This window comes from Rhizobium sp. ZPR4 (genome assembly GCF_040215725.1).
Classification (GTDB): Bacteria; Pseudomonadota; Alphaproteobacteria; order Rhizobiales; family Rhizobiaceae; genus Rhizobium; species Rhizobium rhizogenes_D.
In genome coordinates, this window is sequence record NZ_CP157967.1 from 855,579 (window position 1) to 872,884 (window position 17,306).

The following is a 17,306-nucleotide window of genomic DNA, read 5'->3' on the forward strand; positions in this document are numbered from 1 at the left end:
GATATGTTTTAATTGCTCGTGGCGCTTCGAAGTCAAGGACAGTAAGCGGGGCACACGAGACTGAAAGGAGAAAAGTATGCGTACTCTTATCAAGACCCTCATGGTCTCCGCTTTCGCTCTCGGCGGCTACACCGCAGCTCAGGCTGCTGACGCTGTTGAGCAGATTCCGCAGCCGCCCGTCGCTCAGGAAGCAGCTCCGGTCGTCAACAACTGGTCCGGTTTCTACATCGGTGGTGAAGGTGACTGGAACAAGGGTCACTTCAATCGCACCGGCAACACTTACGGATTCGGCGGCGGCGCCTTCACCGGCTACAACTGGCAGCAGGGCCAGATCGTATACGGTATCGAAGGTGACCTCGGTTACGCAGACTCCGAAACGAGCCGCAATGGCCTGACTGCCAAGAACGGCATCAACGGCTCGGTTCGCGGTCGCCTCGGTTACGACTTCAACCCGTTCATGCTGTACGGCACGGCTGGTCTGGCACTCGGCCAGAACAAGCTGTCCGACGACACGTCTTCCGAAAGCAAGACGGCTGTTGGCTACACGGTTGGTGCAGGTGCTGAAACCTTCATCACCAACAACATCACGGCTCGTCTCGAATACCGTTACACCGACTACGGCAAGAAGACCTTCAACCTCGACTCCGGTAGCTTCTCGCGTGGCTTCGACGAGCAGAGCGTCAAGGTCGGTATCGGCGTGAAGTTCTAATCGCTCGACGATATGGAATGAAGAAAAAGCCGGGGTTTCGCCCCGGCTTTTTTGCGTTATGCGTCTGAAGACCTATGCGGCGTCCTTCGGGAAGTCAGTTGAGATGGCCAGTTCGCGCCAATCGGCCAGCTCCTTGGCGACATACTCGTTCTTGGTCTCGATTGCGCCGACGGTATCCGAACCGAAAGGCATGCGCAGCGGCGGGTTGGCCGAATGGGCAAGCGTGATCATCGATCTTGCAAGCCGTTTGGGATCGCCGGGCTGGGCGTGATTGTGGCCGGCGGCGAAATCGCGCATGGCCCCGGCGGGCGTGTCCCCGTAGTCGGCAATCGAGCTCGGGCTGACGGCAAGCGAGCTTTCATCGAGGAAATCGGTCCGGAAAAAGCCGGGTTCGACGATGGTGACCTTGATGCCGAGTGGATGCAGTTCCGCCGCCATTGCCTCGGACAGGCCTTCAACAGCGAATTTTGTCGAGCAATAGATCCCCCAGCCGGCATGGCTTTGATAGCCGCCAACCGAGGACATGTTGATCACATGGCCCGAACGCTGCCGGCGCATATGCGGCAGGATGGCGCGCGTGACTTTCAGCAGGCCGAAGACGTTTGTCGCATAGAGCTTTTCGATCTCCTCGGCGGTTGCCTCTTCCACGGCGCCGAGCAGCCCGTAGCCGGCATTGTTGACGAGGATGTCGATCTTGCCGAAACGCTTGACGGCGATCTGGGCGGCTTCATGGGCCTGGTCCTCGTTCGACACGTCGAGCGCGACGGGCAGGAGGTTCGGGTGATTGCCGAACTTTTCCGCCAGGCCGGCGGGGTTGCGGGCCGTGGCAACGACAGCGTCGCCGGCGGTGAGGGCTTCCTGGGCGATGAGGGCGCCGAAGCCGCGGGATGCGCCCGTGATGAACCAAACACGCATGGCTTTCTTCTTCTTAGGTTTGCAATTCCGTGAGTGGAATTCGCTTGCAGGAGAAAGGTAGCTTGATGGCATCGTTGAGATAATCTACTTTGTCTTCCATGAAGTACTGAGAAAATCTCATCAATGCGACGCATCCGTTCGACCGATCTGGCAATTTTTCTCGCAATCGCCCAACACCGCAGCTTTCGCAAAGCGGCGGTAGAGCTTGGCGTGACGGCTTCCGCGCTCAGCCATTCGCTGCGGGCGATCGAGGAGCGGTTGGATGTGCGGCTGGTCAATCGCACCACACGCGGCGTCGGATTGACGGAGGCCGGCGAGCGCCTGTTCGACCGTATCCGCCCAGCTTTTCTCGATATCGACGATGCGCTCGAGGATCTCGATAAATTCCGTGGCCAGCCTTATGGAAAGCTACGCATCAACGCGCCGCGGCCTGCCGCCAGGATGGTGTTGCTGCCGATCGTATCCCGGTTTTTGAGGGCTTACCCCGCCATCGAAGTGGAAATCGTGGTGGACGATGCGCTTGTGGACACCGTCTCCGCCGGTTTCGATGCCGGCATCCGCTTTGGCGAAAGCATCGCGGCAGACATGATCGCGATTGCCATTGGTCCCCGCCAGCGGACGGCGATCGTCGGCTCGCCCGAGCATTTTCAGCGTTTCCCCAAACCGATCACGCCCCACGATCTGAAAGATCACCCCTGCATCCGCTACCGTTTTCCGGGCGGCGCCTATTATCGCTGGGAGTTCGAGCGTGGGGGCGTTGAACTGGAGATCGAGGTGCAGGGGCCGCTGACGCTTGGCGATCTCGACATCATGCTCGATGCCGCTATTGATGGCTCCGGTCTCGCCTTCGTGTTTGAGGATCACGCGCTACCGGCTTTGCAGGATGGCCGGCTGATCCGCGTGCTGGAAGACTGGTGCCCCTATTATCCCGGCTTCTTCCTCTATTATCCGAGCCGCCGGCAATTGCCGACGGCTCTGCGCGCCTTTGTCGATTTCATGAAATCAGGCGATGCTCGCCAGGGGTAGGCGGCGTCAGCTCTGTGGCTTCATTGCCGGATAATCCGGAAAATGCTTCTCGAACTTGCGCGCCCATTCGATCAGCCCCGTGTGGTCGGCCTCCCATTGCCCTTCGAAGCGCAGCTGCAGGTAGCCGATGAGGGCGGCGAAGGCGAAATGGCCGGCGTGCAGCTTCTTGCCGATTTTCGGCGGTTCGGCATCGAGATGGGTGAGGGCGCGGCTCACCTTCGTCCACTGCCGGTCGATCCACGGCTGATGCTGCTTTTCCATCTCGCGGAAGCGGCGCTCGTAGACGATGGACAGCAGGCACTCGTTGGTGCCGTCGATCAGCGCTTCCAACACTTCGATCTCGGTGCGCTTGCTCTTTTTCGAAGGATAGAGCCCGCCTTCCTGCCGATCGAAATAGTGCATGATGGCGCGGCTGTCGAAAATCGCTTCGCCGTCACCGGTCAGCAATGTCGGGATCTTGCCGAGTGGATTGTTGTCGATCAGAAGCGTGGGCCCCGCATTGGTGTCGACGTGTATTTCCTCGAGCTTGATGCCGAGATGGCGTGCCGCCATGCGCACCTTGCTGGAGAAGGGGGAGGTGGACGAGCAGAGAAGTCTCATGAAATCACCTGTATGTATATGAAAAGTCTCAATGTTCGCCGCGCAGCCAGAAGGCGCGCTGCGAGGCGAAACGGTCCTGCGCCAGCATGTCCTTCAGGGCGGGCAGCAGCGCATGCAGCTCGTCCTTCAGCGTGAAGGGCGGGTTGACGATGATGAGGCCGGAGCCAGTAAGCCCGGTAAAGCCGCGATCGCTTTTGATCGTCAGCTCGGCGCAGAGCATTTTCGGAATTTCCAGCGCCTGCAGCGCTTCATGAAACTGCTTGATCGGCGCATCCTTCTTGATCGGATACCAGAGGCAATAGGTGCCGCCGGGGAACCGGCGCCAGGCCTTCGCCAGACCGTCGATCAGACGCTCGTACTCGCCTTCCTCTTCGAACGGCGGATCGACGAGCACGATGCCGCGCTTTTCCTTCGGCGGCAGATGCGCGCCGAGCGCCAGCCAGCCGTCCAGTTCGGTAATGCGTACGTGATGATCGCCCTCGAACAGCCGGTGAAGCCGCTGAAAGTCGTCCGGATGCAGCTCCATGGCCGAAAGCCGGTCCTGTGGGCGAAACAGCATGCGCGCAAGCTTCGGCGAACCGGGATAGAGCCGGACACCGCCTTCCGGGTTCAGCTCGCGGATGGCGGCGAGGTAGGGCTCCAGCAAGTTTGCCACTTGCGGCACGAGTTCCGTCTCCAGCACTCTGCCGATGCCGTCGCGCCACTCGCCCGTCTTCTGCGCTTCCTCGGACGACAGATCATAGAGCCCGATGCCGGCATGCGTGTCGAGAACGCGAAAGGCCTTGTCCTTGTTCTGCATGTAGCGGACGAGGCGCGCGAGAACAGCGTGTTTCAATACATCGGCAAAATTGCCCGCGTGGTAGATATGCCGATAGTTCATCGTCGTTGAAGTCCGCATGAATTGTTGAGATGGGCCGGATTGTCTCTAGTGGCCGGTCCCCGCTTGAAATATACAAACCTCATGAACATTGCGACCCCCATCCAAGCCAAATCGCGTGTAGGCCACACCGCCTGTCCGCACGACTGTCCCTCCACCTGCGCGCTGGAGGTCGATCTGACTGAGGACGGCAAGATCGGCCGGGTGCGCGGTGCCAACGACCATTCCTATACCTCCGGCGTCATCTGCGCCAAGGTGGCGCGTTATGCGGAAAGGCTTTACCACCCCGATCGCCTGATGAAGCCGCTGCGCCGCGCCGGTGCCAAGGGTGAGGGGCGCTGGCAGGAGCTTTCCTGGGACGCGGCGCTGGACGAGATCGCCGAAGCCTTCGTCAAGGCCGAAGCCAGGGATGGGAGCGAGGCGATCTGGCCCTATTTCTATGCCGGCACCATGGGTTGGGTGCAGCGTGATTCCATCGAGCGGCTGCGCCATGCCAAGCGCTATTCCGGTTTCTTCTCGTCGATCTGCACCAATCCGGCCTGGACCGGCTTCACAATGGCGACGGGCGTGCTGCGCGGCCCCGATCCGCGCGAGATGGGCCGCACCGACTGCGTCGTCATCTGGGGCACGAATGCGGTTGCGACTCAGGTCAACGTCATGACCCATGCGGTGAAGTCCCGCAAGGAACGCGGCGCAAAGATCGTCGTCGTCGACATCTACGATAACCCGACCATGAAGCAGGCCGACATGGCGCTCATCGTCAAACCGGGCACGGATGCGGCCCTTGCCTGCGCCGTCATGCACATCGCCTTCCGAGACGGCTATGCTGACCGCGCCTATATGGCAAAATATGCCGATGATCCCGCCGGCCTCGAAGAGCATTTGAAATCGAAGACCCCGGCATGGGCCGCTGACATCACCGGCCTTTCGGTCGACGAGATCGAAGCCTTCGCCAAGCTCGTGGGAACGACGAGGAAGACCTATTTTCGTCTCGGCTATGGCTTTACCCGCCAGCGCAACGGCGCGATCGCCATGCACGCGGCAGCCTCGATCGCGACGGTGCTCGGCTCCTGGCAGTATGAAGGCGGCGGTGCCTTTCATTCGAACAGCGATATCTTCCGCATGGATGCGAGCGAACTGACCGGCCGCGCCATGAAAGATATGGATATCCGTATGATCGACCAGTCGCAGATCGGCCGTGCCTTGACGGGCGATGCCGTGGCGCTGCGGCATCGCGGCCCGGTCACGGCCATGCTGATCCAGAACACCAATCCGGTAAACATTGCGCCCGAACAGCGGCTGGTGAAGCGCGGCTTTGCCCGCTCCGATCTCTTCGTCGCCGTGCACGAGCAGTTCATGACCGATACGGCCGAGATGGCCGATATCGTCATCCCCGCAACCATGTTCGTCGAGCATGACGATATTTATCGCGCTGGCGGCCAGAACCATATTCTCCTCGGCCCAAAGCTCGTCGAGCCCCCGCCGATGGTGCGCAGCAATCTTTTCGTCATCGAGGAACTGGCCAAACGCCTTGGCATCGCGGATCGCCCCGGTTTCGGTTTTTCCGCCCGGGAGATGATCGATCGGGTTCTGTCGAGGAGCGGCCTGCCGGATTACGATTATTTCCTCGAGCACAAATGGTTCGACCGCCAGCCGGATTTCGAGGAGGCCCATTTCGTCAACGGCTTCGCCCATCCAGATGGCAAGTTCCGTTTCCGCCCGGATTGGGTCAACCAGCCGGCGCCGAACCGCCCGCCCGCGGCTGTCGGCTTGCTCGGGCCTTATGTCGAGCTGCCGGAGTTTCCGGATCAGGTCGATGTGATCGAGGTGGCCGATCCCGAGCATCCGTTCCGGCTTGCGACTTCGCCCTCGCGCAATTTCCTGAATTCGAGCTTTGCGGAGACGAAGACGTCGCGGCAGAAGGAGGGGCGCCCCGAAGTGATGATCAATCCGGCCGATGCCGAAGCGCTTGATATGGCCCATGGCGAACTGGTTCGCGTCGGTAACGGGAGAGGCGATATCCGCATTCATGCGCGCGTGACGACGGAAGTGAAACCGGGTGTGCTGATTGCCGAGGGGCTTTGGCCGAACAAAGCCCATGTCGACGGTGAGGGCATCAACGTGCTCACCGGCGCCGATCCGGTCGCGCCCTATGGCGGCGCGGCTGTCCACGATAACAAGGTATGGCTCCGCAAGGATGTGGCATGAGTAAATTCGAAAAGGCGAAAGCCGAAATCGCCGGTGAAAAAACGCTGGCGGATCAATGGACGCGGCTCAGCGCCTTTGAGGTCGATTACATCGATTCACGCGGTGAACAGCATCGCCTGAAGCGCGAAGTCTATCATCGCACGCCTGCCGCCTGCATCCTGCTCTATGATCCCAGGCGTGAAACCGTGGTGCTTGTTCGGCAATACCGTCTGCCGGCACAGCTTGTCGGCGAGCCGGCCTGGATGATCGAAGTGCCCGCCGGCCTGCTCGACGGCGACGATCCGGAAGCTGCGATCCGCCGCGAGGCCATGGAAGAGACCGGCTTTCGTGTGCGTCATGTCCGCTTCCTGTTCAAGGCCATGACCTCGCCGGGAGCCGTGACTGAGGTCATCCATTTCTTTGCAGCCGTGATCGACACGTCCGACCGTGTTGCCGATGGCGGCGGGCTTGCCGAAGAGCATGAGGATATCGAGGTTCTGGAAGTTCGCCTCTCCGACGCGATGGCGATGATCGAAAGGGGCGATATTTATGACGCCAAGACGATCATGCTGCTGCAATGGGCAGTGCTGAACGAGGCCAGTCTGAGATAGTCCGTTCGACGGCGGGGAACTATCTTCGCGTCGTTCATCACAATGTCACGAATCGAGCTTACCGGGGCGTGCTGGCCGGAAACATTCGAATGTTTCCGAGCCTCCTTCGATCATGGACGCTGTTTCAGGAGAAAGCCGATGTGGCTCAGCAATTTCACGCTCGTTCTTCCCAATGAAGTCGTCGAGAGCGGCGCGGTGCGCATCGAGGACGGCGTGATTGCCGAAATCCGCTCGGAGCCGGTGGAACAGCCGACCTTCGACGGCGGTGGTCGTTTGCTGATGCCAGGCTTTGTCGACCTGCATTGTGACATGGTGGAGCGCGAGATCGCGCCGCGTCCGAATGCGATGATGCCGATCGATTTCGGCATTCACGAGCTGGACAAGAAGCTGGCGGCAGCCGGCGTTACCACGGCCTTCGCGGCACTCTCTTTTGCGACCGAAAGCGTCTACGGCCATGTCCGTTCGCTCGAAACTACCTCGGCTGTTATCCGCGGCATCGGCAGCCTGCGCGATGAACTCCTGATCGATCATCGCGTCCATGCACGCTACGAAATCACCAATCTCGGCGCGGCCCCGACGCTGGAGCGGCTGTTGGAAGAAGGCTCCGTCGACATGGTCTCGCTGACTGACCATACGCCGGGGCAGGGGCAATACAACGATATCGAAAGCTATATCCGCAGCATGTCTGAGCGCCGCTCCATGTCGCGCGAGGCGGCCGAGGAAGTCGTCGCACAGCGCATCGCGCAGCGCCAGGATCCGGAGATCGAGCGCAAGCTGCATGACGTGGTCGAGCTTGCGCTGAAGCACAAGCTGTCGCTCGCCTCGCATGATGATGACAGCGCCGAGAAGGTCGCGGCCATGCACGATCTCGGCGTGACGATCAGCGAGTTTCCGGTGACGGGACCGGCCGCCGAAGAAGCCTGCCGTCGCGGTCTCTGGACGCTAATGGGCGCGCCGAACGCGCTGCGCGGTCAGTCCATGTCCGGCAATCTCAGTGCCCTGGATGCGGCTCGCTCGGGCCTACTCGGCATCATCGCGGCCGATTATCACCCCGCAGCCTTCGTGCCGGCGATCTTCAAGATTGCCGATGTTGTTGCAGGCGGTCTGCCGGCTGCCGTTGCGACGGCAACCTCCAACGCCGCCCGTTCGGCCGGTCTGATGGATCGCGGTGAAATCGCTGTCGGCCAGCTCGCCGATCTGGTTGCCGTCGAGCCGGGTTCGGTTCACCGCATCCGCGCAACTTTCCGCGGCGGCCGCATCGTCTATAGCGACGGCACGCTGCACCCGCTGATGGCAATGGCTGCTTGAAGGTTAGCTTGCGTCACCAAGTAGTGACACGATCTGCCGCCCCGGAGCGGCAGATGTCTCGGAAAGGCTCAAGGCCTTGCCACCGTCCATTTTAACCTTGCCTTCCGCCAGCAGCCGCAACGACTGCGGATAGATTTGATGTTCGACCGTGAGGACACGGGCGGCGAGGCTATCGGCGGTATCGTCGGTCAAGACAGGCACGGCCGCCTGGCCGACGACCGGGCCTTCGTCCATGCCTTCAGTGACGAAATGCACCGTGCAGCCGGCGATGCGCATGCCGGCGTCGATGGCGCGTTGATGCGTGTGCAGGCCAGGGAAAAGCGGCAGCAGGGAAGGGTGGATATTGATGATCCGCCCTTCATAAGCCTGGATGAACCGGCCGGAGAGCAGCCGCATATAGCCGGCAAGGCAGATGATGTCGGGCGAGAGCGCTTCCAGCTGCGAAAGGATCGCCTCTTCATGCGCTTCCTTGCTGGCAAATTCCTTGCGCACGAAGGCGAAGGTAGCGATGCCCTCGGCGGCTGCCTTTGCCAGTCCGCCGGCATCCGTCTTGTCGGAGATGACGCCGACGATCTCGGCCGGATAGTCGGCTGCCTTCGTGGCTTTCAGAAGAGCCAGCATGTTGGAGCCGCCGCCCGAGATGAAGACGACGACGCGTTTGCGCGGCGTGGTCATAGGGCCAGCGTGCCCTTGTAGACGGTGCCGTGGGCGCCTTCGTCGCGGGCGATCATGCGGCCGAGCGTAACGACGGCTTCGCCTTCAGCCTCGAGCGCGGCCTTTACGGCCTCGACGTTTTCCTGAGCAACGACCACGATCATGCCGATGCCGCAGTTGAAGGTGCGCAGCATTTCCTTGGCTTCGACACCGCCCGTCTTGGCAAGCCACGAGAAGACCGGCGGTACCTTGACGGCAGCCAGATCGATCTCGGCGGCGAGATGCTTCGGCAGCACGCGCGGAATATTCTCCGGGAAACCGCCGCCGGTGATGTGGGCGAGTGCCTTGAGGGCATGGGTTTCGCGGATGGCCTTGAGCAGCGGCTTCACATAGATGCGCGTCGGCGTCAGCAATGCTTCGCCAAGCGCCTTGCCTTTGGCGAAGGGAGCCGGCGCATCCCAACCAAGCCCGGAAAGCTCGACGATCTTGCGCACCAGCGAAAAGCCGTTGGAATGAACGCCTGACGAGGCAAGGCCGAGAATGATGTCGCCCTCGGCAATGTCACCTGACGGCAGCAGCTGGCCGCGTTCGGCGGCACCGACGGCAAAGCCCGCCAGATCGTAATCGCCGTGGGAATACATGCCCGGCATTTCGGCCGTCTCGCCGCCGATCAGCGCGCAGCCTGCATCCCGGCAGCCGGCAGCAATGCCGCCGACGATCGCCGCACCCTGGTCGGGGTCGAGTTTGCCGGTGGCGAAGTAGTCGAGGAAGAATAGCGGCTCGGCGCCCTGGACGACCAGATCGTTGACGCACATGGCAACGAGGTCGATGCCGACGGTGTCGTGATAGTTCGCGTCGATTGCGATCTTGAGCTTGGTGCCGACGCCGTCATTGGCGGCCACCAGCACCGGATCGGTAAAGCCCGCAGCCTTGAGGTCGAAGAGGCCGCCGAAGCCGCCGATCTCGCCATCCGCACCCGGCCGGCGCGTCGAACGGACGGCGGGCTTGATCTTTTCGACCAGCAGGTTGCCGGCGTCGATATCGACACCCGCGTCGCTATAGGTCAGACCGTTTTTTCCAGACTGGCTCATGCTTCCGCCTCCGATGGCCGCCCGTCCATTATGACAGGGCTTTGATCGGGTCGCCATTGCATGATAGGGGCCTTTATGCAAGGCGCAAGCGCCGCAACACCCTCGATTTTCCCCGCTTCCCATTGCCCGAGGCAGATTTCCGGCCTCAGGCTTGACCATAATTGCGGCATCATCCTATGTCCTAAGCACACGGCAAACGAGCGCGAAGCAACGGGGAAGACGATGGAGCAAAAGGTCAGCGGGGCGAGCCTCAAGCGTCAAGTCACCTTCTGGGTGATCGTGCTCGTCGTTTTCGTCGCCTTTGTTTATATCTTCAGCACGATCCTCCTGCCGTTCATCGCCGGCATGGCGGTCGCCTATTTCCTCGATCCGATCGCCGACCGGCTGGAGCGGATCGGCCTCAGCCGTCTGATGGCGACGGTGGTGATCCTCGTCTCCTTCATACTGATCTTCGCGCTGGCACTGACGATCTTCATTCCGATCATCGTCAACCAGTTCAACGATTTCATCCAGCACATTCCGACCTATGTGCAGCAGATCCAGCAGCTTATCGCCAAGGCGCAGACGATGGTGCTGCCGGACTGGATCCGCAATCAGCTCGGCGCGATCAAGGATAATTTCTCCAGCATCATGTCCGAGGGTCTGAGCTTTGTCGGCGGCCTGTTCGCGCAGCTCTGGAGCTCCGGCAAGGCGCTGGTCAACATCCTCTCGCTGATGGTCGTCACACCCGTCGTCGCCTTCTATATGTTGCTCGACTGGGATCGGATGGTCGCCAAGGTAGACGACTGGATCCCGCGCGATCATGTCGCCACCGTTCGCCAAATTGCCCACGAAATCGATCAGGCGATCGCCGGCTTCATCCGGGGGCAGGGTTCGCTCTGCATTATCCTCGGCGTCTATTACGGCGTCGGGCTGTCATTGGTCGGCCTGAACTTCGGCCTGCTGATCGGCCTCTTTGCCGGCATGATCAGCTTCATTCCCTATGTCGGTTCGATGGTCGGTCTCGTTCTGGCCGTGGGCGTCGCGCTGGTGCAGTTCTGGCCCGATTATCTCTGGGTCGGCCTGACGCTTGCCGTCTTCTTCACCGGCCAGTTCCTGGAAGGCAACGTGCTGCAGCCGAAGCTCGTCGGCGAAAGTGTCGGCCTGCATCCGGTCTGGCTGATGTTCGCCCTTTTTGCCTTCGGCGCGCTCTTCGGCTTCGTCGGGCTGCTGATTGCGGTTCCTGCCGCCGCCGCCTGCGGCGTTCTTGTCCGCTTCGCCCTTTCGCGCTACCTTCAGAGCGATCTCTATTACGGACGCTCGGAAGCGGGCAAGGCGCGCAGAGCCAAGGCCGGCAAGACCGAGAATAGCTAGACATGACCGACACAAAGAACGCTGATCTAAGGCGCAAGGCCGCCGAGCAGCTGCCCTTGGCCTTTACGCATGATCCCGCAAATGGGCGCGACGATCTGCTCGTCGCCGATCCCTTGCACGCGGCCGTGAAGATCGTCGACGCCTGGCCGAATTGGCCGTCGCCGGCCGTCATCCTGGCGGGTCCCGTCGGCTCGGGCAAATCGCATCTTGCTAGCATCTGGGCCGAGCGGTGCGGGGCAGTCCACATTCATCCCGCCGCCGGCTCCGATGCCGCAGTCGCAGCGGCCAACGGCCCTGTCATCTTCGAAGATGTGGATCGCCTTGGTTTTGACGATACGGAGCTTTTCCATGTCATCAACAGTGTGCGCGAAAACGGCACCAGTCTCTTGATGACGAGCCGGCTTTGGCCGATGTCATGGCCGGTTACGCTGCCCGACCTGCGCTCCCGCCTGAAGGCTGCGACGGTGGTCGAGATCGGCGAGCCGGATGAGGAATTGCTGTCGCAGGTGATCGTCAAGCTGTTCGCCGACCGCCAGCTTTATATCGATGACAAACTTGTCCTTTATATCGTCAATCGCATGGAGCGTTCCCTGAACGCGGCGCAGCTGATCGTCGACAGGCTGGACCGGCTGGCACTGGCGCGAGGAACAAGGATCACGCGCCTGTTGGCCGCTGAGGTCCTGAACGAACTGGGTAGCTCCAGTCAGCCGGATTGAGTTGACATCGACTGTCACAGTTCCGTCGTCAAACTGATATACGTGGCACAAGATTAGAAGAGGGTAGGTGGAACATGGACTCGGCACTCACGGAACATCAGGACGCCAACCAGGAAACTCCAGAGGCCGCACCTCCGGTCAGCGAATTGCTGACCAGCCCCGAGCGCTTCATCAACCGCGAATTCTCCTGGCTCCAGTTCAATCGCCGCGTCCTCGAAGAGACGCTGAACACCGCTCATCCGCTGCTGGAGCGGGTCCGCTTCCTGTCGATTTCCGCCGCCAATCTGGATGAATTCTTCATGGTGCGCGTTGCCGGTCTTGAAGGCCAGGTCCGCCAGAAGATTCTCGTGCGCACGCCTGACGGCAAGACGCCCGCCGAGCAGCTCGATGACATCCTGCGCGAGATCGACAATCTGCAGATGGAGCAGCAGGCCTCGCTTGCCGTCCTGCAGCAGTACCTCGCCAAGGAAGATATTCTGATCGTCCGGCCGGCCGCCCTTTCCGACATGGATCGGCAGTGGCTTCATACCGAGTTCGAACAGGCGATCTTCCCGGTCCTGACGCCGCTCTCCATCGATCCGGCGCATCCATTCCCATTCATTCCAAACCTTGGCTTCTCGATCGCGCTGCAGTTGAAGAGCATGAACGGCCGCGAGCCGATGACGGCGCTGCTGCGCCTGCCGCCGGCGCTCGATCGCTTCGTCCGCCTGCCGGATGCCAGCAACGTCATCCGCTACATCACGCTTGAAGACGTGGTGAACATCTTCATCCACCGGCTCTATCCCGGATATGAGGTGCAGGGCTCGGGTACGTTCCGCATCATTCGCGACAGCGATATCGAAGTCGAGGAAGAGGCCGAAGATCTGGTGCGCTTCTTCGAAACCGCGCTGAAGCGCCGCCGCCGCGGTTCCGTGATCCGCATCGAGACCGACTCCGAAATGCCGCTCGAGCTTCGTCAGTTCGTGGTGGAGTCGCTGAATGTCCCGGAAAACCGCATCGCGGTTCTGCCCGGGCTGCTCGCGCTCAATACGCTGTCGGAAATCTGCAAGGCGCCGCGCGACGATCTGCGCTTCGAGCCATACAATGCCCGATTTCCTGAGCGCGTCCGCGAACACGCCGGCGATTGCTTCGCCGCGATCCGCGAAAAGGACATGGTCGTCCACCACCCCTACGAATCCTTCGACGTGGTGGTCCAGTTCCTTCTCCAGGCTGCTAGGGATCCTGACGTTCTGGCGATAAAGCAGACGCTCTACCGTACCTCGAACGATAGCCCGATCGTTCGCGCGTTGATCGACGCCGCCGACATGGGCAAGTCCGTGACCGCGCTGGTGGAACTCAAGGCCCGCTTCGACGAAGAGGCGAACATCCGCTGGGCACGCGACCTTGAGCGCGCCGGCGTTCAGGTCGTCTTCGGCTTCATCGAGCTCAAGACGCACGCGAAGATGTCGATGGTCGTGCGCCGCGAGGATGGCAAGCTGCGCACCTACTGCCATCTCGGCACCGGCAATTATCATCCGGTCACCGCCAAGATCTACACCGACCTTTCCTACTTCACCTGCGATCCGGCGATCGCCCACGATATGGCGAACATCTTCAATTTCATCACCGGTTACGGTGAGCCGGAGCACGGCATGAAGATCGCGGTTTCGCCCTATACCTTGCGGTCCCGCATCCTCCAGCATATCGAAGGCGAGATCGAGCACGCCAAGAGCGGCCGTCCGGGCGCGATCTGGATGAAGATGAATTCGCTCGTCGATCCCGACATCATCGACGCGCTCTATCGCGCCAGCAATGCCGGCGTCGAGATCGATCTGGTCGTGCGCGGCATCTGCTGCCTGCGTCCGCAGATCCCCGGCCTTTCGGAGAGGATCCGCGTCAAGTCGATCGTCGGCCGCTTCCTCGAGCACAGCCGCATCTTCTGTTTCGGCGACGGTCATGGCCTGCCGTCGGACAAGGCCCTGGTCTATATCGGCTCTGCCGACATGATGCCGAGAAACCTTGATCGCCGCGTCGAAACCCTTGTGCCGCTGACCAACAAGACGGTGCACGAGCAGGTGCTTTCACAGATCATGCTGGGCAATATCATTGACAATCAGCAAAGCTACGAGATATTGCCGGACGGAACTTCACGGCGCATGGAAGTGCGCCAGGGAAAAGAGCCATTTAATGCGCAGCAGTATTTCATGACCAATCCCAGCCTGTCTGGCCGTGGTGAAGCCCTGAAATCCAGTGCACCGAAACTCATCGCTGGGCTGCTGTCGGGCCGCAACAAATAAATTGGACCTGCATGGTTGAATCAGAAGCCCAGGGGCGTCTTCCGGGCATCGCCCCTGTCTCCGTTGTCGATATCGGGTCGAACTCGGTCCGTCTTGTCGTTTATGAAGGCCATTCACGGTCGCCAACCATTCTCTTCAACGAAAAAGTGCTATGCGGCCTCGGCAAGGGCATAGCGCTGACGGGGAAGATGGATGAGGAAAGCGTGGCACGAGCGCTTGCCGCGCTGCATCGCTTCAAGGCGCTCTCCGATCAGGCGCGCGCCTCCACCATCTATGTTCTGGCAACGGCTGCGGCGCGCGAAGCAAGCAACGGCCCGCAGTTCATTCATCAGGCCGAAGCCATTCTTCAGCGCAAGGTGCGCGTGCTTTCGGGCGAAGAAGAGGCACGCTTCTCTGCGCTCGGCATTATCAGCGGTTTCTTCCATCCCGATGGCATCGCCGGCGACCTCGGCGGCGGTTCGTTGGAGCTGATCGACATCAAGGATCGGGAGATCGGCAAGGGCATCACCCTGCCGCTCGGCGGCCTGCGTCTCTCCGAATATGCCGGCGGCTCGATCGAAAAGGCGCGCAGCTTCGCGCGCAAGCACGTCAAGACCGCCAAGCTCTTGAGCAAAGGCGAGGGCCGCACCTTCTATGCGGTTGGCGGGACATGGCGAAACATCGCCAAGCTGCATATGGAAATCCGCAAATATCCGCTGCACATGATGCAGGGCTATGAAGTGCCGCTCGACGAGATGATCCGCTTCCTGGATCAGATCGTTGACTCGAAGGATTCGAAGGACCCGGCGCTGCAGGCGGTTTCCAAGCATCGTCGTTCGCTGCTGCCCTTCGGCGCGGTTGCCATGCGCGAGGTGTTGGCTGCGATGAAGCCGTCCGTCATCTCCTTCTCCGCCCAAGGCGTGCGCGAAGGTTATCTCTACTCTCTGTTGACTGAGGCCGAGCGCAACAGCGATCCGCTGCTCACCGCGGCCGGCGAGCTTGCCATCCTGCGCGCCCGTTCGCCGGAACATGCCCGCGAGCTGGCGGAGTGGACGGGGCGGATGATGCCGTTCTTCGGCATCACCGAGACCGACGAGGAAAGCCGCTATCGCCAGGCAGCCTGCCTCCTTGCCGATATCAGCTGGCGCGCGCATCCGGATTATCGCGGCCTGCAGGCGCTGAACATCATCGCCCACACGTCGTTTGTCGGCATCACCCATGCCGGCCGCGCCTTCATCGCGCTTGCCAACTATTATCGCTTCGAGGGATTGAATGACGACGGGGCGACCGAACCGCTGGCGACGATCGCGACGCCGCTCTACATCGAGCGCGCCAAGCTGCTCGGCGGTTTGCTGCGGGTCGTCTATCTGTTTTCGGCGTCGATGCCCGGTATCGTTCGCAACCTGTCGTTCCGCCGCTCGGCAAACCCGGATTTGGATCTCGAATTCGTCGTTCCCGCCGAATATCACGACTTTGCCGGTGAGCGACTGGACGGACGCCTGCAGCAGCTCGGCAAGCTCACCAACCGCCGGCTGGCCTTCTGCTTCGAATAAAGCTTCGTTTCCAATAAATTCGAACCTCTCCCTGCATGGCAGGGAGAGGTGGTTTCATTGTGCTTACTTCGCGTTCAGGAAATCACCCACTTCAAGCAGGCTGAATTCGTTGTCATCAGCCTTGTCGACGGCGCGGCCTGCGGAGAAGGGCAGGTTGTTGTCATTGCCGATGATGATATGCGTGGCATCGACGCGGTCGACATTCTCGATGGTGACGAACGGCATGTCGTAGAAGCCTTCGCCGCCGCCCTGGCGACGCTTGTGGTCCGGATCTTCGATGCGCAGCAGGTCGATATAGCCGATCTTGCGAACGGACTTGCCGACATTGGCGTCGCTGAACTCGATCTTGTAGACGCGCTTCAGCTCGGCCGGAGCCTCGAAGCAATCCGGCTTCGGCTGCTTGGGATCGGCGCAAGCCTTGTCCTTGGTGCCGGCGCCATTATCGCGTTCGATCACCAGGGCCGTCGTTGCGTCGAGCATGTTGAAATCGCCGATCGACACGCCCTTGTCTGCGAAGGGATAGAGCCAGCTGCGGCCGGTCCAGCTCTTGGAGGCGACGTCGAATTCGATGACGCGGATGGCGGTCTTGCCATCGACGCTCTCCATCTGGCCGTCACCCTTGTAGATCGGGCCTTCCAACAGACCGTAAAGCTTGGAGCCGTCCTTCGACATGGCAAGGCCCTCGAAGCCGCCCGAGCGCTTCAGGTTGAAGGCTGGCATTTTCTGGGTGGGGTTGCCCGGCAGCTGCAGCAGAGCATTGTCCGGAGACATGACGGGCTTGCCGTCAAGCGTCGTTGCGAAAACGTCGGTCAGCTGGCCGCTGGTATCGAATTTCAGCAGGTAGGGACCGAATTCCTCGCCGATCCAGAAGCCATCGGCAACCGGCTGGACCGATTCGATGTCGAAATCGGCGCCCGTCAGGTAACGCTTGTCGGCGCCTTCCATGACGATCGGGAAGGGGGCCTTCTTGTTCGGATCGGACAGGAACAGGTTCTTGACGACCTCGACCTTGCCGCTATCCCAATTGAACTTCAGCTGATGCAGGAAAAGCATCACGTCGGAAGAATTCTGCTTGGAGCCGAAACCATTGTCGGAGAGCGTCCAGAACGTGCCATCGGGCATGGTCTTGATGCCCGAGAAGCCCTGGATCGGCTGACCGGCGAAGGGCAGCTTCAGGTCGGTGACGCGGGCGCCATCCTTGCCCGGCACGGTGCCGAGAGCGTCGGTGCGCTTGCGATCCGGCGTGGTAAATTTGCCTGAAGTCTTCAGGAAATCGGGTGCATCGGCAGGTGCGTCTGCGATGGTGTTGGCCGGCAGGATGGCCTGTCCGACGAGCTTTGCCTTGAACTGTTGTTCGTCGGCCTGGGCCGAGGCGGCGAGAAAAATGAGGAGTGCCGTGGAGGCGGAAAGAATTCGGATCATCATGTCACCTTGTGGTGGAGAGTGGCGAA

Annotated in this window: 15 protein-coding genes; 9 read left to right on the plus strand and 6 right to left on the minus strand. The window is 61.0% G+C overall.

Annotated features, from left to right (window positions below):
- Positions 1-76: 76 nt before the first annotated feature.
- Positions 77-709, plus strand: a complete 633-nt coding sequence (locus ABOK31_RS04205; protein ID WP_092710635.1) for an outer membrane protein — start codon at positions 77-79, stop codon at positions 707-709.
- A gap of 72 nt (positions 710-781) precedes the next feature.
- Here the strand turns inward: ABOK31_RS04205 and ABOK31_RS04210 are convergent, their stop codons facing one another.
- The gene (locus ABOK31_RS04210; protein ID WP_349957864.1) at positions 782-1,624 is read right to left on the minus strand and encodes an oxidoreductase; all 843 of its coding nucleotides are present in this window, start codon (positions 1,622-1,624) and stop codon (positions 782-784) included.
- Between the two features lie 123 nt (positions 1,625-1,747).
- Here ABOK31_RS04210 and ABOK31_RS04215 point away from each other — a divergent pair, with 123 nt between their 5' ends.
- The gene (locus tag ABOK31_RS04215) at positions 1,748-2,650 is read left to right on the plus strand and encodes a LysR family transcriptional regulator (protein WP_349957865.1); all 903 of its coding nucleotides are present in this window, start codon (positions 1,748-1,750) and stop codon (positions 2,648-2,650) included.
- 6 nt (positions 2,651-2,656) lie between these two features.
- Here the strand turns inward: ABOK31_RS04215 and ABOK31_RS04220 are convergent, their stop codons facing one another.
- The gene (locus tag ABOK31_RS04220) at positions 2,657-3,250 is read right to left on the minus strand and encodes a glutathione S-transferase (RefSeq protein WP_349957866.1); all 594 of its coding nucleotides are present in this window, start codon (positions 3,248-3,250) and stop codon (positions 2,657-2,659) included.
- Between the two features lie 28 nt (positions 3,251-3,278).
- On the minus strand, positions 3,279-4,130 hold the full coding sequence (locus ABOK31_RS04225; RefSeq protein ID WP_349957867.1) for a 23S rRNA (adenine(2030)-N(6))-methyltransferase RlmJ: 852 nt from the start codon (positions 4,128-4,130) through the stop codon (positions 3,279-3,281).
- Positions 4,131-4,211: 81 nt separating this feature from the next.
- On the opposite strand from ABOK31_RS04225, the gene ABOK31_RS04230 reads away from it, so the two are divergent.
- From ABOK31_RS04230 to ABOK31_RS04240, 3 genes are all read left to right on the plus strand, one after another.
- Positions 4,212-6,335, plus strand: a complete 2,124-nt coding sequence (locus ABOK31_RS04230) for a molybdopterin oxidoreductase family protein (RefSeq protein WP_349957868.1) — start codon at positions 4,212-4,214, stop codon at positions 6,333-6,335.
- The gene (locus ABOK31_RS04235) at positions 6,332-6,925 is read left to right on the plus strand and encodes an NUDIX domain-containing protein (protein ID WP_349957869.1); all 594 of its coding nucleotides are present in this window, start codon (positions 6,332-6,334) and stop codon (positions 6,923-6,925) included. The genes ABOK31_RS04230 and ABOK31_RS04235 overlap by 4 nt, the downstream gene beginning before the upstream one ends.
- A 138-nt stretch (positions 6,926-7,063) precedes the next feature.
- A complete protein-coding gene (locus ABOK31_RS04240; protein ID WP_349957870.1) occupies positions 7,064-8,233 on the plus strand; it encodes an alpha-D-ribose 1-methylphosphonate 5-triphosphate diphosphatase in 1,170 nt (389 codons plus the stop codon).
- A 3-nt stretch (positions 8,234-8,236) separates the two neighbouring features.
- On the opposite strand, the gene purN is transcribed toward ABOK31_RS04240, so the two are convergent.
- Both purN and purM read right to left on the minus strand, forming a co-directional pair.
- Positions 8,237-8,908 (minus strand): phosphoribosylglycinamide formyltransferase, encoded by a 672-nt coding sequence (gene purN / locus ABOK31_RS04245; protein WP_349957871.1) that lies wholly within the window; start codon positions 8,906-8,908, stop codon positions 8,237-8,239.
- Positions 8,905-9,978, minus strand: coding sequence for a phosphoribosylformylglycinamidine cyclo-ligase (gene purM, locus ABOK31_RS04250; protein ID WP_349957872.1), 1,074 nt, complete (start codon positions 9,976-9,978; stop codon positions 8,905-8,907). Before purM ends, purN begins: the two co-directional genes overlap by 4 nt.
- Positions 9,979-10,200: 222 nt before the next feature.
- Here purM and ABOK31_RS04255 point away from each other — a divergent pair, with 222 nt between their 5' ends.
- The 4 genes from ABOK31_RS04255 to ppx all read left to right on the plus strand — a co-directional run bounded on the left by ABOK31_RS04255 (position 10,201) and on the right by ppx (position 15,855).
- Entirely contained in the window at positions 10,201-11,331 is a 1,131-nt protein-coding gene (locus ABOK31_RS04255; RefSeq protein ID WP_174174221.1) for an AI-2E family transporter, read from the plus strand.
- A gap of 2 nt (positions 11,332-11,333) precedes the next feature.
- On the plus strand, positions 11,334-12,047 hold the full coding sequence (gene hdaA / locus ABOK31_RS04260; protein WP_349957873.1) for a DnaA regulatory inactivator HdaA: 714 nt from the start codon (positions 11,334-11,336) through the stop codon (positions 12,045-12,047).
- A gap of 74 nt (positions 12,048-12,121) precedes the next feature.
- Complete coding sequence (locus ABOK31_RS04265) at positions 12,122-14,323, plus strand: RNA degradosome polyphosphate kinase (RefSeq protein WP_174174223.1); 2,202 nt, start codon at positions 12,122-12,124, stop codon at positions 14,321-14,323.
- Positions 14,324-14,334: 11 nt separating this feature from the next.
- Positions 14,335-15,855 (plus strand): exopolyphosphatase, encoded by a 1,521-nt coding sequence (ppx, locus tag ABOK31_RS04270; protein ID WP_174174224.1) that lies wholly within the window; start codon positions 14,335-14,337, stop codon positions 15,853-15,855.
- Between the two features lie 63 nt (positions 15,856-15,918).
- Here ppx and ABOK31_RS04275 read toward each other — a convergent pair whose 3' ends face one another.
- Positions 15,919-17,277: an esterase-like activity of phytase family protein gene (locus ABOK31_RS04275; RefSeq protein WP_349958854.1), complete on the minus strand. Its 1,359-nt coding sequence runs from the start codon at positions 17,275-17,277 to the stop codon at positions 15,919-15,921.
- Positions 17,278-17,306: the final 29 nt, after the last annotated feature.

Excerpts from the sequence above, each read along its gene's own strand:
- ppx (WP_174174224.1), top strand. The coding sequence starts at position 14,335 with ATGGTTGAATCAGAAGCCCAGGGGCGTCTTCCGGGCATCGCCCCTGTC.
- ABOK31_RS04265 (WP_174174223.1), top strand. The coding sequence starts at position 12,122 with ATGGACTCGGCACTCACGGAACATCAGGACGCCAACCAGGAAACTCCA.
- purM (WP_349957872.1), bottom strand. The coding sequence starts at position 9,978 with ATGAGCCAGTCTGGAAAAAACGGTCTGACCTATAGCGACGCGGGTGTC.
- ABOK31_RS04215 (WP_349957865.1), top strand. The coding sequence starts at position 1,748 with ATGCGACGCATCCGTTCGACCGATCTGGCAATTTTTCTCGCAATCGCC.
- hdaA (WP_349957873.1), top strand. The coding sequence starts at position 11,334 with ATGACCGACACAAAGAACGCTGATCTAAGGCGCAAGGCCGCCGAGCAG.
- ABOK31_RS04225 (WP_349957867.1), bottom strand. The coding sequence starts at position 4,130 with ATGAACTATCGGCATATCTACCACGCGGGCAATTTTGCCGATGTATTG.
- ABOK31_RS04275 (WP_349958854.1), bottom strand. The coding sequence starts at position 17,277 with ATGATCCGAATTCTTTCCGCCTCCACGGCACTCCTCATTTTTCTCGCC.
- ABOK31_RS04210 (WP_349957864.1), bottom strand. The coding sequence starts at position 1,624 with ATGCGTGTTTGGTTCATCACGGGCGCATCCCGCGGCTTCGGCGCCCTC.
- ABOK31_RS04205 (WP_092710635.1), top strand. The coding sequence starts at position 77 with ATGCGTACTCTTATCAAGACCCTCATGGTCTCCGCTTTCGCTCTCGGC.
- ABOK31_RS04230 (WP_349957868.1), top strand. The coding sequence starts at position 4,212 with ATGAACATTGCGACCCCCATCCAAGCCAAATCGCGTGTAGGCCACACC.
- ABOK31_RS04220 (WP_349957866.1), bottom strand. The coding sequence starts at position 3,250 with ATGAGACTTCTCTGCTCGTCCACCTCCCCCTTCTCCAGCAAGGTGCGC.
- ABOK31_RS04240 (WP_349957870.1), top strand. The coding sequence starts at position 7,064 with ATGTGGCTCAGCAATTTCACGCTCGTTCTTCCCAATGAAGTCGTCGAG.
- ABOK31_RS04255 (WP_174174221.1), top strand. The coding sequence starts at position 10,201 with ATGGAGCAAAAGGTCAGCGGGGCGAGCCTCAAGCGTCAAGTCACCTTC.
- purN (WP_349957871.1), bottom strand. The coding sequence starts at position 8,908 with ATGACCACGCCGCGCAAACGCGTCGTCGTCTTCATCTCGGGCGGCGGC.
- ABOK31_RS04235 (WP_349957869.1), top strand. The coding sequence starts at position 6,332 with ATGAGTAAATTCGAAAAGGCGAAAGCCGAAATCGCCGGTGAAAAAACG.